17 protein-coding genes are annotated in these 15,245 nt (G+C 44.8%); 1 reads left to right on the forward strand and 16 read right to left on the reverse strand.

Translation table 11 applies throughout. From position 1 onward, the window contains the following. Positions 1-204: 204 nt before the first annotated feature. The 16 genes from HDC90_RS24760 to HDC90_RS24835 form a co-directional block, all read right to left on the reverse strand. Entirely contained in the window at positions 205-381 is a 177-nt protein-coding gene (locus HDC90_RS24760; protein WP_184471249.1) for a histone H1, read from the reverse strand. A gap of 58 nt (positions 382-439) precedes the next feature. Beyond that, on the reverse strand, positions 440-811 hold the full coding sequence (locus HDC90_RS24765) for a recombinase family protein (protein ID WP_184471251.1): 372 nt from the start codon (positions 809-811) through the stop codon (positions 440-442). A 55-nt stretch (positions 812-866) separates the two neighbouring features. Beyond that, complete coding sequence (locus tag HDC90_RS24770) at positions 867-2,174, reverse strand: hypothetical protein (RefSeq protein WP_184471254.1); 1,308 nt, start codon at positions 2,172-2,174, stop codon at positions 867-869. A gap of 10 nt (positions 2,175-2,184) precedes the next feature. Continuing rightward, positions 2,185-3,240 carry a hypothetical protein gene (locus HDC90_RS24775; RefSeq protein ID WP_184471256.1) on the reverse strand — a complete coding sequence of 352 codons (1,056 nt, stop codon included), beginning with the start codon at positions 3,238-3,240 and terminating at the stop codon, positions 2,185-2,187. A gap of 2 nt (positions 3,241-3,242) precedes the next feature. Further along, positions 3,243-4,331 (reverse strand): conjugative transposon protein TraM, encoded by a 1,089-nt coding sequence (gene traM, locus HDC90_RS24780; protein WP_184471258.1) that lies wholly within the window; start codon positions 4,329-4,331, stop codon positions 3,243-3,245. 320 nt (positions 4,332-4,651) lie between these two features. After that, a complete protein-coding gene (gene traK, locus HDC90_RS24785; RefSeq protein WP_184471260.1) occupies positions 4,652-5,278 on the reverse strand; it encodes a conjugative transposon protein TraK in 627 nt (208 codons plus the stop codon). A gap of 57 nt (positions 5,279-5,335) precedes the next feature. Next, on the reverse strand, positions 5,336-6,529 hold the full coding sequence (gene traJ, locus HDC90_RS24790) for a conjugative transposon protein TraJ (RefSeq protein WP_184471262.1): 1,194 nt from the start codon (positions 6,527-6,529) through the stop codon (positions 5,336-5,338). A 92-nt stretch (positions 6,530-6,621) separates the two neighbouring features. Further along, a complete protein-coding gene (locus HDC90_RS24795) occupies positions 6,622-7,281 on the reverse strand; it encodes a TerB family tellurite resistance protein (protein WP_184471264.1) in 660 nt (219 codons plus the stop codon). Positions 7,282-7,309: 28 nt separating this feature from the next. Beyond that, on the reverse strand, positions 7,310-8,029 hold the full coding sequence (locus HDC90_RS24800; protein ID WP_184471266.1) for a hypothetical protein: 720 nt from the start codon (positions 8,027-8,029) through the stop codon (positions 7,310-7,312). Further along, a complete protein-coding gene (locus HDC90_RS24805) occupies positions 8,013-8,765 on the reverse strand; it encodes a conjugal transfer protein TraI (protein WP_255497835.1) in 753 nt (250 codons plus the stop codon). Before HDC90_RS24805 ends, HDC90_RS24800 begins: the two co-directional genes overlap by 17 nt. 57 nt (positions 8,766-8,822) lie before the next feature. Continuing rightward, complete coding sequence (locus HDC90_RS24810) at positions 8,823-9,206, reverse strand: hypothetical protein (protein ID WP_184471269.1); 384 nt, start codon at positions 9,204-9,206, stop codon at positions 8,823-8,825. A gap of 67 nt (positions 9,207-9,273) precedes the next feature. After that, positions 9,274-11,742, reverse strand: a complete 2,469-nt coding sequence (locus tag HDC90_RS24815) for a TraG family conjugative transposon ATPase (protein ID WP_184471271.1) — start codon at positions 11,740-11,742, stop codon at positions 9,274-9,276. Further along, on the reverse strand, positions 11,739-12,035 hold the full coding sequence (locus tag HDC90_RS24820; protein ID WP_255497836.1) for a DUF4133 domain-containing protein: 297 nt from the start codon (positions 12,033-12,035) through the stop codon (positions 11,739-11,741). Before HDC90_RS24820 ends, HDC90_RS24815 begins: the two co-directional genes overlap by 4 nt. A gap of 32 nt (positions 12,036-12,067) precedes the next feature. After that, on the reverse strand, positions 12,068-12,358 hold the full coding sequence (locus HDC90_RS24825) for a DUF4134 domain-containing protein (RefSeq protein ID WP_255497837.1): 291 nt from the start codon (positions 12,356-12,358) through the stop codon (positions 12,068-12,070). A 127-nt stretch (positions 12,359-12,485) separates the two neighbouring features. Further along, on the reverse strand, positions 12,486-13,013 hold the full coding sequence (locus HDC90_RS24830) for a hypothetical protein (RefSeq protein ID WP_184471276.1): 528 nt from the start codon (positions 13,011-13,013) through the stop codon (positions 12,486-12,488). 146 nt (positions 13,014-13,159) lie between these two features. Then, complete coding sequence (locus tag HDC90_RS24835; protein WP_184471278.1) at positions 13,160-14,050, reverse strand: RteC domain-containing protein; 891 nt, start codon at positions 14,048-14,050, stop codon at positions 13,160-13,162. Positions 14,051-14,355: 305 nt separating this feature from the next. On the opposite strand from HDC90_RS24835, the gene HDC90_RS24840 reads away from it, so the two are divergent. Then, positions 14,356-14,973, forward strand: a complete 618-nt coding sequence (locus HDC90_RS24840) for a Crp/Fnr family transcriptional regulator (protein WP_184471279.1) — start codon at positions 14,356-14,358, stop codon at positions 14,971-14,973. Positions 14,974-15,245: the final 272 nt, after the last annotated feature.

The following is a 15,245-nucleotide window of genomic DNA, read 5'->3' on the forward strand; positions in this document are numbered from 1 at the left end:
TTTTTGCACAACAACTTCTGCTTTTTTCAAGCAACAACTCTGGGGGTCAATTTGAAATTGGCGAAAGGGGGTCAAATTTATTGGTATATGCACTGCCTGCTATATATTTAAAAAAGCTAAGTGGCAAATTCTACCTTTAAAAGCTGATAAAAAAAATGCCCAGGCAAAAGCCCGGGCATTCAAACAAACCAAAACTAACCAACCTCATTTCTTTTTCTTTCCCTCGCTCACTTCCACTCTGATCTGCTGGGAAAGCAGTTTAGCCTGCTGCATAGCAATCCGTAATCTTGTGCCAGCTGCCCGATTTCCCTTAGTAAAAAATTTCTCTGCATCTTCCTCCGCGCCCAGAACAAGCGCCTTTAACGAACCAAATGTTTTCATAACAATTGCTTTAAAAATTAAAAAATCAATGAATTAACAAAATACAGATCAGGCAAACCTAATCCATGGTCATTCCCCCATCTTTCCCAACACTGAGCTGGCTACCCTTAACCGAAACTATCTCCACACCGTATTCATTTTCAAACTCCGCCTGCTTGAGTAGCAGCCAGCCCACATCGCTGGAAAGTACATCCATATCCGCGACCACCACCAAATTAATGCGGCCTGCCTGCTGATCCACAATACGTTCCAAAAGCTGCCAGGACAAACTCTTTTCCCCTTGCTCAGAGAGCACAACGCGAAGTTTAATGCCATTTTCTTTGCAGAATTCATAAATCCGCTCTGCCTGCCGATCCAGCTCCCGCATGTCTTTGAAGCGTTCAATCCTGGCATAACCGACAGCAATCAAAAGCTTTTTATCCTCTTCCATAACACGGTACCAAACTCCACTAATCAGTCACTGAGATGCAGCAGAAACAATGGGCCTAACGCCCTATCCCCATTCCTGTTTCCGGCTCTTTTTCCTTATTTTTTTCCTTCTGTTGCCCCACATCAAGCAGATTAGCCAGCGCTTCTTTGGTCATCAGTAGTTCACGTTTTTCCATTTTACCATCAGGGGTAAAAAAATTCATTTTACCATACCTGGGAACCGCTTCAATCAAAAGCTTTAGCGTTTGTCCATCTTTCTCCACGCTTACCAGCGGGGTCATACCATTACGCAGATCGGCTTCCAGTTTTTCGCGTTTCTCGGGGATAGACAACTCTTTGATTTTGTAATTGTCCAATACCTTAGGCAGATCAAAACCGTACTGCGGATCATGGTACTGTTGCAGATTGAAATTTCCATTAGCCCCCACGCCTTTATCCATATCAAATTTTACCCATGCCGCATAAGGTTCACCTGAAAGAAAATTTACCAGGTCATTACGATAAACAGCATATCCCTGGATCATCTGAGCAGACTGTTGCACCGTAAATCCCTTGCCACGATCCGGCCACATGGTCTGCGACGCTGGCTTTCCATAAAAAGCCCCCCTAAAGTCTTTGGTTACGAAATTTACCTTACCATTTTCCATAGTAGCCAGTGTTTGTTTATGGGCTACATCTTTCCCGATGGCTAACTCCACTGTATCTTTCCTTTCTTTGAACAGGCTAACTGCTTCAGTTACCAGATCGGTCTTTTTATCTGAGCCGGGCTGCCCATCCTTACCAGGAGTAATAATCAGATAATGCTGATCCTTCTCCAGGGGCTTACCCAGATTATGAGCAACAGTAAATTTATTGAGGAAATAATACTCTGATTTTGACGACTGCTGCAAATAAAATTCCACATCTACTTGCCCTTTATTAGCAGGCATCACCTGATGAACTTTAAATTTCGGCACACCGGTTTTCATCAGCTCCTCCATCTTAGCGATGGTCTGCTCCGATGCACCAAGGGCTTTCATTTCGTCCTTTCGGTCTTCTAAATTGTTTAAATTCATAGCTTTTGTATTTATTGATGTTTTAGGATAATTTAATTTCTGATCTGACGTCAATCCTGATTTCTCCAGCTCCTTAAGCTGATAGATCATATCTGAAATCAGCACCGCCTCGTGCCAGTTAAAAATCTGCTGATACTCCCTTTCAAAGGAGATGGCAGAAATGGGATCAGCAAAACAGGTCAGGTCAAATTCAGAGCACAGCGGATGATCGCTATCATAAACCACATAGGCTTGTCCCAGTGAGACCTGCTCTTCGAGATACTGCCGCAACTGGGTAGCCAGCCCTGCTTTCCCTATCAGTTTGACCATAAAAAGTTTTTTATCTGCTAAGCTCCAGCTGCGATTCCTTTGCTTGACCCAGCGGTTTAACCAGACTGAGCGCTAAAAAAGGCTGCATTTTCACCGGTCGAATTATTTCTTTAAGCTGTTCAAAACCAATTTCCTTTTTTGCTGAATCAAAGAACTCCAGCCTGTTTTCAAACGGTCCGGCACGGATATAAAATTTGTCTTTCCCCGGAACACTAATTTCCACCCTATTTCCCCGCTCAAGTCCACGTAACACTAAATCAGAACTGACCGCATAACATTCAAGCGCAATGGCATGATCCAATAACTGTTTTTTTAAATCATAGTCCTGTCCAATACCAGCAGAAAACAATAGTGGGGCAGCAGAAAAATCCTTAGCCGTATCATTCATTTTCACCCATGTTTTTTCCCATTTGCCATCTAGCCCCTGATAGTTTTTCAGCACTGACCCACCACGCAGCAGATTGATCGCCTCAGCCAGATCAACTCCGGTACTCTTAGAAAAAAAACAGGATTTCTCGCTCCCATCCACCTGCAACAGCCTTGCATTGAAGCCTGCGAAAGCATAACTACCTAACCCCTCTTTTTCCAGAGCAGCCTGAAGCGAAATCTTTTCTCCAGTGTTTAAACCTCTAGTCAGATCCAACCTCACCGATTGCCCTTCATAGTCCAGCCGCTGTTCTAGCTTCACAACAATACCACCTAGCCCCAGCGAAGAAAGTTCAGACTTTAGCGAATACACATTTTCTTCGCGGGTCCTGGCAAATCGCCGCAAATGCACCCCTCTGTCATACACCAGCCCTTTAAGCCTCACTAAAAGCCTAAGCACAGGGCTCGGATAAAGCTGACGACGCAGCCTAACCGTTACCGATCGCAATACCTGGATATAAAGCCGCTCCATTTCCGATGGCCTGACCGATACTCTAAAAAGTCCCTGAGATAAAAACTGATATTTCAATTGCCTCATCTTACGCTCATCGAGGCTGGCGCCCATCAGCCCAGCAAGGGATTTCTGCCGCTCTTCCCAAGCCAGGTAAAGCTGTTCAGCTCGATTGATAGCAGGATCCACGACTAACGAAGCTTTAGTTTATTGTCCCTGAGCAGAACAGCCTGCCCACCCTTTAACTTCACCTTAATTTTGCGCAGCTTTTTGGTTAGCATCGACTTTGCCGCGTCGATCCCGGCCCCTGCAACCTGCGTTACTAGCGACTGATCAAAAGTATTCAGTGCCACTTCCCCAACCGCATTGCCAGCCCCATCATTCATCGTTTCATTCAGTACTGCTTCCGGTGCATCCAGGCCCAGCATGCCGTCATAACTGTACAGAGAAAGATCACTCGGAATAATCGCATTGCCCAAACGGATCTGTTTAATATCCAGCAGTAGCCGCTGATTGGTAATCTTACAGGCACCAAACAGCTCGTGTCCTTTAGGGATCAACACCCCATTCACGCGCAGCGTATCCAGCAATAAAAGCTTAATGGTCGCACCTTGCACTACTTTCTTATCCGAAGCAATTACTGCGGGGATCGCTTTAAACAAACTATCAGTATTTATTTTTTTAACTACAGCCATTTTTTGTTTTACCCGTTCAGGGTGCTGGATATCAATAATATTCTCCATCATCGCATTCAGCTGTTTCATCTCAGGATCCTCGCCAGCGTTTTTGTTTTCAACCATCATCTTCATCAGCGCCTCAAGCCTGTCCACATCGTTTTTCATGTTCCCAGAAGTGGCAGCACTAGACGCTCCATGACCCGAACGTATCCCAGCAACGCCACTCACCCCACCAGCATTTTCAGCCGGGCGGTCAATCTCACGTTTCAAGGCTTCTAGTTTTAACGAGATTTCACCGGTCTGATCCTCCTGACTGTTTTTAAAGCCTAAGTTTTCGCTCATGCGCGAAAGTGAAGCAGATCCTCGGGCCGCCGAATCCCGCTCCGCCTGCTCATAAAAAGCCATTTTATCTGCTGGTTGCTGTTTTTTAATCGCCGCGTCAGGTAGTGAGAAATCCACCTTTCCGCGAAAATCAGCAGTGTGCCCGGATGTCCCCTTGCCACCGCCCAGTATATAAAAACCAGTGGTCAGTACGGCTGCTGCAAGCAATGGTAAAAACACCAGCAGCACTTTCTTTTTGTCTATTTTTTTCCTGTTTTCCATCGTGATTGTTTTTATTGGTTAATCATTTTATTAAAGAAAAATTAGCACTACTGAGAGGATTAGATATAAGCAATAAGTAGCGCCCACCATCAAAAAGCCCACGAACAATAGCCGCATCCTTAACTTTGAAATGCCCTTGGTTTTCATGTTCAAAAAAGTCGTTATTGATTGCTGACCTTTAAGTATTTTCCCAGCCAGGCGGAATGATATATCGTTTTTATTTGACCGCCCAGCATTTCGCTCAGTTACAGGCAAAGTCCCATCCGCTACAGCGCTATCATTTTTAGCTCCTTTACCCCTTAAGAAATAGTTCCGGATACTCACGGCGCCTCTGGTTTTAACTGTTCAGCCCTGTTTTCCAACAACTCAAATTTTCGGATCAGAAAGCCGTGAGGATTGTTATCGGTCTGATTCTTCAGATCATCTATCACGCCCTGGCTTACCAGCTTTCGAAAAACCGTTGAAGAAGACCTCACTAGCTTCTGTGTGGCAAAACACCTGAAGGGATAAGGAAAATGGTCCACATCCAATTGAATACTATCGATTGCAATCTCCTGAGCAATATTGGCCGCAATCAGGTTATTGTAATAACCGTTCTCCTGAAAATTATCATATTGCTTTTTGGCGGACTCATCGGCCAGGTACAGCGCCCTGGTTACGCTCGCCTTGATTGCTTTATCATCAGGAACCAGGGCAAAAAAATACTGGTGAAAGGTGCGGATATGGTCACGCAATTCTACCGGCAGGTTGCTCTTGCGGTCAGAAGCTAAAGCAGTTAACAGCTTACCATTATACAATAGGTATATTCGCTGATCCTTCAGCTGATAAAACCTGTAATATTGATAGATCGCAAAACAGCTGATTACCATACAGGCCAGGATCAGGAATAAGCTGAAAAGGCGGATATGCTTAAAAGCGGTATCGATATTTTTAAACTGACTGAACATAATAATCTAATCATCGGTGAATAATAAACATTAAATAAGCAGGGGAAGACCCTGCACCTACCGTCCCTCTATACGCTGCTGCTGGTGCGGATTATCTGGAAAATAATCCCCTTGCGCCCCGGATGAAAAACTTTGCTTTACATTACGGTAACCATCGCCCAGCGCATCTGCTACCATGCCACCGCCCGATTTCGCGGCCTGATTCGCCGTACGCGTTGACGAAGACACTATCGAATTCACTTTTTGCAGGATCGTATTGCCTCCCCCAGCATGTACTACATAATTGGCCACATTCGGTACACAGAAATAACCCACGATGCCGATGATTAGAAAAATCAGGTAAGCGGTATCTAGACTTGAAAAGAAAGTATCCCCCTGCTGCTCGATCTGGGATAAGTCCAGTTTTAACATATTCTCCTGCACCTTACCCAGGATACTCGAAAAGATATTACAGATCGGTAGCCAGAGAAATATGTTCACATACCGCGCAATCCATACCGTCAAAGTATTCTGAAACCCATCAAAGACCGCAAATCCAAATACCAGTGGCCCCAGAATGGCCAGTACGATCAGAAAAAACGTGCGTACCGTATTGATGCAAAGCGCAGCCGCGGCATAAAGGATCTCCAGTACCTCACTCAGCCACTGCTTGATGGAATTCCTGAAATTATACGAAGCTTTAGCAATATTGAACTCCAGCCCACGTCCTAATCCATCCAAGAAACTCTCATCTTCGCCGTTTGGATCCTTTGGATAGGCGTATTTATGCCATTTATCCATATCACCGCTACCATCTTCCCCAACATACATCTGCCAGTAGCGGCTCTTTTTAATTGCAGCTTCCTTCATTTTAAGCAATCGCTCTATTGTCTTATTGCTACCAGCAACCATCGCATTGGTAGCCGATACTGTAGGTTGCAATATCCCGTTAATCATAGCAATCACTGCCGGAAAAAGCATTACTGCCATTCCCAGCGCAAAGGGCCTGAGCAGCGGGTAAAAGTCGATGGACTCAGCCGAAGCCAGTTGCCGCCAAACGCGGGAAGCAATATACCATAGCGCCCCAAAACCTGCCAGCCCCCTGCCAACGTTGATCATGCCCGAACACAATGGCAACATTTCATCATATACCCGGTCCAGCACTGGTTGCAGGCCTGAAATGCTCTGGGCTGAAGTTTGGGCATAGCTGAAGATCGGCAGCATTAAAAAAGTCAAGGAAGCACATAAGAATGAGTTAAACCTAATATTCATTTTATCCTAAATTTTATTGATTTCTTTTGAGCCTGGCCATCAGCCAGGCCACTTTCAAAGCGCATAAAACCCACTAGCCAACCTTACGGTAATTAATTCCTGCCCCGAAGTGCATCAGATAAACCCTTAACATCCGCCCTTTCTTTGCTCCGTTGCAGATCCAGCATTACCGCCTGGTCATTAAAAGCACGCAAAAACATCAGCTTTTCTTCGGTATCCGCAAAAATCCGGTCAATCGCCGCTAAGCGCTCCTGATCACTCATGCGCAAGTTTGACGAGGTGATCACCGTGAGCAGTTCGTCCAGGTTATCGACACTCAGCTCAAAAAGCTGTTTGTATACCCCAGAGAGGTAAGCAATATCGTTCCCAGAAAAATTGCCCGAGGCTTGAAAACGGTTAAATGCCCGTTTGTACTCTGAAACGATTCGTCCCTGGTCCGTGATGATATCCGCTACCTTGTGGTATCTTTTAATCTCCGGGCTCACCAGCATCATGCCATCCAGAAAGACCTCATGCAGCGAAAAATTTCCTTCAGCGATATCCTTCACCGCCTTATAACCACTGGAAATCAGCAGATAGCCTTTTTTCATGTCGGTTAAAATGTTCTTTAGCTGACTGAGCTTTTCCACATTCAAAAGCAACTGCTGGGCTTCAGTAGACTGGCCGTAACCAGGAGAAGAAAGTAGCAGCAGCGGAAAGCAAAGCAGTCCTATAAAGCACACCCTAAATTTCCTTATTAGTATGCTCAGCATTCTGCAAGCAAAAAACAACATCAAAAATCTATTCAAAACCATAAGCCCCCCTCACATCTAAAATATCCAGATGATCCCTTTCTGTGTTCCGGATCAACCGTTCTACTTTGCCCATGAAATCAGCAGTAAAAGCAGCCTTATCCTGCATCGCTTCATATAACAGATCAATGCGCCTGGTGCGTTCAGCTTCCCCCATCTCGAGCCTGCCCGAAGTCACCACCAAAAGCAACGATTCCAGGTCGCGGGAACAATCTGCTAAAACAGCCGCTTTTACCTCCAAAATATAAAGCTGATCATCCGGAGAAAGCAAAGCGTTTCCTTTAAACTCCCCAAACCATCTTGCTATACTGATCTGGTAGGCCAGGATCTCTGCCACTTTCACATTTTTTCTAACAGCCGGGCTTACCGTTTTTAATGATGAAATAAAAGCACCATGCAAACTGAATTCACCACCCGTGATATCCCTGACCGTTTGCAAACCACCATCGACCAACTGATAACCTTTCTTCGCATAACCCAGGTAAAGCTGCAAAGCGGCGATCTGTTCGAGCAGGTATTTTTTCTGCGTTTTCTTCTGGTTAAAAAACTCTCCAAAGGTCTGGGCATGTACTGCACTTCCAAAGCAGAAAACAACTACCATCACAACAACAACCCAAGCCCTCACTCTAAAAGCCCAATGCTTTACTAAACTGGCAGCCAATACCGGAACCTTTCCGGTCTTAGCGCAACACTCAATTTTCGATTCCATAGATTTCTTTTAGTTTAGCGCTTTCCTCCATCGAAGAAGCACGCTGAATACTCAAAACCGCATTGCCCCTGTTAAAACTTTTCAGATCCGTATAATTGGCATCCATCTTTTCCGAAGCCTTTGAAATAATCTCTAACCGTTCCGCATCGCTCATCTGCGTTTTAAAGGAATTCACCACCAATAGCAGCTGATCAATATTTTTGATGCTTTCATCCAGTATCCCAGAATACACCTTTTGCATATAATCCAGCTCTGAGCTTTCAAAATGTTTATCCTGCTTGAATAAGTTCCAGGCCCATTTGTATTCATCCACAATGGCCACCTGTTTCACCGTCAGGTCTTTCACCTTTTTATAATAGGCAATGGCTGATTTGATCTTCCAGAGTTCTTCATAATATTCTCTATAAAGCTCCTTTTGCCGCTGCGTCCAGTCTGCAATCTCGGTCAGCTTTAATTTAGAAAGCTGGTTTTCCAATACCTTCTGCGCATTTTGCAGCCAGATCGTTTTATTCTGCAAACGCTGGATTTTCAGGTCCACCGCTTTGATTACCTTTTTCACGCCCGCCTTGATCACTTCCAGCACGGCGATCTGCGCATCCGCTCCTTTTGGCAGCCCCACGATCAGCGTCACGGTGCTCAGTGGCAGAATTACCATATATTGTTTCATCTTCTTTCTGATTTTAGTCCATAGTTTTCCCAGCCAGCCCACTGGGCCGGTAAACATTAAGTTTTTCATACCTATAATTGATTGTTTTTACTTCTATTTAGCAGCGCCAATGGCTTTGCTTACCAGCTACTCAGCGCCCAGTTTCCGGTATTCTCGAGCGCCCAATAATAGCACTCCGGAATCGGGGTAAAAGCTGATGATCTTTGAATTTCTGGGCACCTGGATCGATTCACTTTCCTTATCCCAGATCCCCAGCCAGCGCTCAACCTCATACTCCAAAGGTCCCTGCTTTCCACTGTCAAACCGCCTGAAACTAGTCTTTCGGACAATGGGATAACTACGCTTTACCTTGTTAAAACTTCCGATCATCAATGTATCCCAGGATTCGCTGTATTCTCCCCTGGCATAATCTACATAAGTACCCGGAATAAAAGATTGCAGGTCTATAGATTCTTTACAGGACCATAAAGCCAGTACCCCTAGCAATAAAAAAAGTTTTTTTGTTTTCATGATATTTGGATTGGTTAATTGTTGTATTGATCGATTGCTAAAATCCCAGTTGCAAATTCCAGAATCATTAGCCCGGCTTCGCTCTAGCCCTCATCTCTGCTGCCAGCACCGATATGCCTTTCTGGATGCTGCCATAACGCGCCGCGTATTCCTGCACCAATATCTTTTCACGCTCTTCGGTGGTGTAGGCCAGGTATTCTTCCAAACTTACCTCTGTCCTGTACACTTTACTCATCTGCCCACCCAGCGAGATAAAGATTTCCTTGTATTTAAGTTTTGGATCATTCGCCTTATTCATCGAAAGCACCAGTGCCTTTTCCTTATCCGTAAGCCCAAGCAGCTCCTGTATCTGGTCAAACTTGTTCTGGTATTTACTTTGATCCAGCAGGATCTTGCAGTCCGCATTATTGATAATCGCCTGTTTGACAATAGGTGAAGAAATCACGTCCTCAATTTCCTGGGTCACCACGATCGGTTCCCCAAAAAACTTACGCATCGTTTTAAAAAGGTAGCGGATATATTCAGCCATACCTTCCTTTGCTATTGCTTTCCAGCATTCTTCAATCAATACGACCTTTCGGATCCCTTTTAGCTTTCGCATCTTGGAGATCACCATTTCCATAATGATCAGCGTGACTACCGGAAATAAGATCGGGTGGTCTTTCACATTATCCAGCTCAAAAACAATAAAGCGCTCGGACAACATATCCAGGTTTTCTGAAGCATTGAGCAGGTAATCAAACTCACCCCCACGGTAATAGGGATTAAGTACATAGAGAAAATTACCTACATCAAAATCCTTTTCCTTTACCTTGCCATCAGATAATACCTGCATATATTCCGACATCAAAAATTCATAGAAGGAATTAAAGCAGGGAAAAATATCAGCCCTTGATTCCAGATGCTCATAATATAGTTTCAGTGCATTCGATATGGCCACATATTCCGACCTGCGGTAAGGCTCATCATCCTTTTTCCAAAGCGCCAGCAGCAAAGTTTTGATGCTTTCCTTTTTTTCGGTGTCCATCTGATCCCCATCAGACAAATAAAACGGGTTAAACTTGATCGGGTCTTCCTCGCTGTAAGTAAAATAATACCCCCCGACCAGCTCGCAAAGTCCCTTATAACTGTGACCGATATCCACCAGTATGCAATGCGCGCCCTGTTCATAATAACTCCGCATCATGTGGTTCACCGCAAAAGATTTACCTGATCCCGATGGCCCGATCAGCAGCTTCGCCCGGTTGGTAATCAGCCCACGCGCCCAGGGTTCATCGCTGATATCCACATGCACCGGTTTCCCTGTTAACCTATCCCCCAGGCGGATCCCAAATGGGCTTAACGAACTCTGATAAGCCGTTTCCAGGTTAAAAAAGCAGGCGGCCTGCTCTAAAAAAGTGTCAAAGGTGTCATTCATCGGAAAATCCGCCGCATTTCCTGGAAGTCCCGCCCACCAAACCTGTGCCTGTCCGTCCGTCTCCCTTTTTGCTGAGGCATCCAGACCAGCCATAGCCGAGCCTACCAGGTTCTTCAGGTCCAGCGACTTTGATCTGTTCGAAGACCAGGCCAGCACATTAAAGTGCGCTTTGACCGGAAGCCGCTGCGAGGCCACTGCCTCATTTAAAAAATCATTTACCGCATCGCGGGATAATGCATTCTCGCGGGAATAAGCGGATAGCGACTGCAAGCGCAGTTTTTTTGCCTCCAGCTTTTTGAGTACTTTATCCCTATCACCTATAAAAATATACTGGTTTAAAATATGGTTGCAGGATAACAGTGATCCCAAAGGGCTGGCAAAACCAATACTGAATTTTGACCTGTCCGAACTGTATTTATCATAGTTGATCCGTGGACCGCACAGTGCAGGCAGTTCTTCCACATCCGATAACGTGTAAAGTTCGCATCGTTTATCGCCCACCCGGATTTCGTCATGCAGATGGATATCCGAAATCAGCGGCATCTCCTCTTTGCCTAATAAAAAGCAGTAACGCTCGATCAGTCCGGGTTTATTGGCCGTTCCCGCAAGTTCATCATCCAACAGCCTGACCATAGACACAAAACCGCTATCTGATAAAATCCGGACAAACTGTCCCACATAATCCAGAAAGGAAGAAAACAAGGCTGGATCAACGGTCTGTTCAGGCACAATCCGTCTGCGCAGGATATTACTGTAAGCAGAGTTTGAAAGCTTCCTGCCCGAAGGCTTCGCAGTTAGCATCACATAACACTCATGCTCCAAAAATTCCCGCTCATTAAAAAAACGCTCCGATGCTCCCGATAAAAAACTATGTTCTGCTGAAAAATCAGCCTTGAACTTGCTTTCTAAAAACCAGTCCTGTTTATGCAGCACTGTTCCCACAGGCAAAACCCTGATCGCTTTTACCCATGCTTGGTGGTAACTTTCATAATCCCTTTCCGACAGCGTAAAGATTTCGGGCAAAGTCAACCTGAACACCACCGTCAGATCCCCTTGCATCGATTGGATACAGTCATGTTCTACCTTATATATAGGAAATATATCTGTTGCCTCGATCATGACCGTACATTTTTAAGCCCTGTAAATAACCGTCTTGAGCGGAATACCAGAAAACGGGGAATACCGCGTTTAGCCAAAAACTTAAGCAAGCCATGCTCTCCGAACTTCTCGCTCATGCGGAATACCACGACAAACAACCCTCCTCCAAAAACACCCACCAAAACCATCAAGAACACCAGTGGCACGCCTGATACATAACCAATAGCAAAACCGATCAGCATTAGCACCAACCCCAAAGCCAGATAAGCGATGTACTGCGCTTTCAGCCCCTTAAAGACAATTGGCCTTCCCATCCCTTTATTGATATGATACACCGTAGCCATAACTATATCCCGAAAAATGATTTTAAAACCGTTGCCACAATCACCAGGAATACACAACTCCCAAACCAGGCAGAAGCCACTTTGGAGGTATCCGGCTCTCCCGCATTCCACTTGTTAAAGACCTTTACAGCGCCTATGATGCCCATCACTGCACCGATGGCATACATCAGGTCACAGCCGCTATCAAAATAACCCTTCACCTTATTGGTTGCCTCTTGGATCCCGGCATCCCCATCCTGGGCAAAAAGTGGAAGTGCATACCAGAGCTGATACCAACAAAAGATATAGGCCATCAATAAAAATTTGGCAAAAATTTTCCTCAAAGGGCTATTGAATTGATTTTTCATAGAAAATAGATGTTAAACGTTGATAGATGTAGGGTCAGAGTTAAATATCTGGCCAGCCAGAAAAGATTTGCCTTTAATACCAAAGATTTTCCAGCTCCTCTGCACTCAGGTGAAAAGCTGCATGTTCAGCAATAAATCCATTGATCCGCCCGATCCGTGGATGCGAAGCCATTCCCGGATAGACCTCTTTTACCGCTTTCATCAGTTCCAAAAAATCACGTTTATTACCATCTTCTTTGGCCAGAAGCAAAAACACATTCTTGATTTCCTCCAATAAATCCGGCACCAGCCCCTGCTGATCCTCAACATCACGTTCTTCCACTCCCACAAAACCGATTTCTTCCATGCCCACACTGCTCATCCCCTCGGGCAATTTTGGTTTACCCATCAGATCATCTGCTAAAGGGATTTTTGAATCAGGCCCGCTCTGATCATATCTCGGTCCATCCGCAAAACGATCAGTTCTCTTGCTTCCAATCCCCGGATCCGAAGGCCGCCTCTTCTTTTTCAGATAAAAGAAAAACAATACACCACCATACCAGAGCAGTCCCAATAGCACCAACACCGTTAAAAACCTAGAAGTAGAAAAACCATGCAACATAACAGCTTAACTTTGTCCCGCTACTCCATTGTACCGGGATTTGATAAAGCAAAGTTGCAACGCCCACAAATCTTCTTATCCAATGTTGGATAGATTGGATTCCCAACCCATCCTTAAACCCCCTACCGAGCATACTTTACCAATTATTAAAAACCATTCCTTCTGGCAGCCTTGCCCGGATCATAGGCATCATCCTCATCCATCTTCTTTAAAACTGCCACTCTCATCATATCCAGAAATGCCGTTTTGCTTATGGTCTTCCTAGCTTTCAGATCATCAAATCCACGTTTGGGTACCCTTAGATTCACCCCAAAAAAAGCCCCCACGACCTTGAACAGTTCCACAATCCCTATGCTGCCATTATTGACCTGTCCCGTTAAATGAATACCATGGACCAACTCTATCAGGTGTATATCTTCTCCCGTCCATTTGATCTCACGCTGCAGACTACCTGTTGGATCGACAACCGTAGCAGACAATGGCCCAGGTCCAGTAAGCCCATGCAGTAGCGCCAAAATCTCATTACGCACACGCTCTTGTGCCATAAACCAGCTCAGAAGCTCTGCCATCGGGGTACCCAAAATGGGCTCATAACTCAATACGAATGGCTGAAGGATGTTTTTCACATCACGCCGGGAATAAAAGACCTCATCCAGCAAACAGCCATCCAGCCTGAAATAATCATAATGCATACAGTTCTGCTCAAAAAAAACAGTGATGGCGCGAAGCTTGGAGAGGTAATATTTCTTTTTGGCTTTCAGCCCCGATTGGGGAACACCAGCCGTAAAACAATGATATTCTGTGTAATACACGAGTAAAGACTTGAACCTGGGGTAGATAAATTTAAAATAACCGATCTCTTCCAAAGGATCCGTAAATGGATGTTCAGAAATAAAACCAGTCAGATCCTTCAGCGCATCCGCAACTGCAGTAATCTGCGCCTTCAGCATTGCTACTGGAGACAGTTCCTCTTCAGATAAAGATTCCAGCCGGGCATTAAGTTCACCCAGAAGATTTTCACTAAACTTGTTGTACATAAGGTTGATATTTAGATATACTTCCACCTCGCCCGTTAACCGGCAACAACTCTCACAGGTAGAAAAAATGTAAATTCATCAAAATGAAAAAAAGGTTTGTTCAAGAGTAATTCTGCTATTCTTTTCTTTTTCTCATACCCGGTTCTTTTTATTAACAATAAACAGGAAAGCATTAGCATAAACCAGAACCGACATACCCATACTAAAACAGTCAATAAGACGTTATAAAAAAGTATCCGTTCCGACAGGACAATATTACCCCGTTTAAAAATAACTATGGTTGATCTGTGACACAATCGATCACCATGCTACAATTTAACGACCCCGAAGCCGACCTATTGGAAACATTAAGCTTCATTATCCCCCTTCCGACCCCCATGCAAAACCGGGTAAAAGAAGAAAGCCTCATTGAAACTTTCGAGCGCAAGAAACTCCTATTATCACCCGGCGAAACCGCGCGCCGCGTCTACTTCATCCGCAGTGGATTCCTGCGTGCCTATTTTATTGACGACGGCGGAAATGAGTGCACCACCTGGTTTACAGGCAAAGGCGATCTGATGATCTCCGTACATAGCTTTTTTACCCAGCAGCCCGCAAATGAGTATATAGAAGTGCTTCAGGACTGTAAACTTCAGTCCCTTACATGGCTAGAACTTAATGCCTATTACGCCGACTTCAGGGAGGCCAACCTACTGGGCAGGCTCATCACCCAGAGGTACTTTATCCTGAGCGAAGAACGGGCCATCTTACTGCGCACCCGCAGCCCCGAACACCGCTATGATCTACTGCTAAGAAACCATCCCGAAATCGAACAGCAGACCACACAACAGAACATCGCCTCGTACCTTGGTATCAGCCGCGAAACACTTAGCAGAATTCGCAGAAAAAAAAACAGAATGTGTCACCAGACACAAAATCACTAAAACAAGACTACCATTTTTTAATAAAAAAAGTCGCCTGAAACTAAATTGAGGATTTTACTTGTCGCACCACCTATATGTTTAAGATGGAGAAAGTGATCAAATGATTTGGTATTGAATTCGGGTCACCTAAGAGAAATCGGAGATAAGTATAGAAGATTCACAGAAGATTTAATCAGTTGCATATACCAATAAATTTGACCCCCTTTCGCCAATTTCAAATTGACCCCCAGAGTTGTTGCTTGAAAAAAGCAGAAGTTGTTGTGCAAAAAGGC

The sequence above is a fragment of the Pedobacter sp. AK013 genome (assembly GCF_014205835.1).
In the GTDB taxonomy this organism is placed as follows: Bacteria; Bacteroidota; Bacteroidia; order Sphingobacteriales; family Sphingobacteriaceae; genus Pedobacter.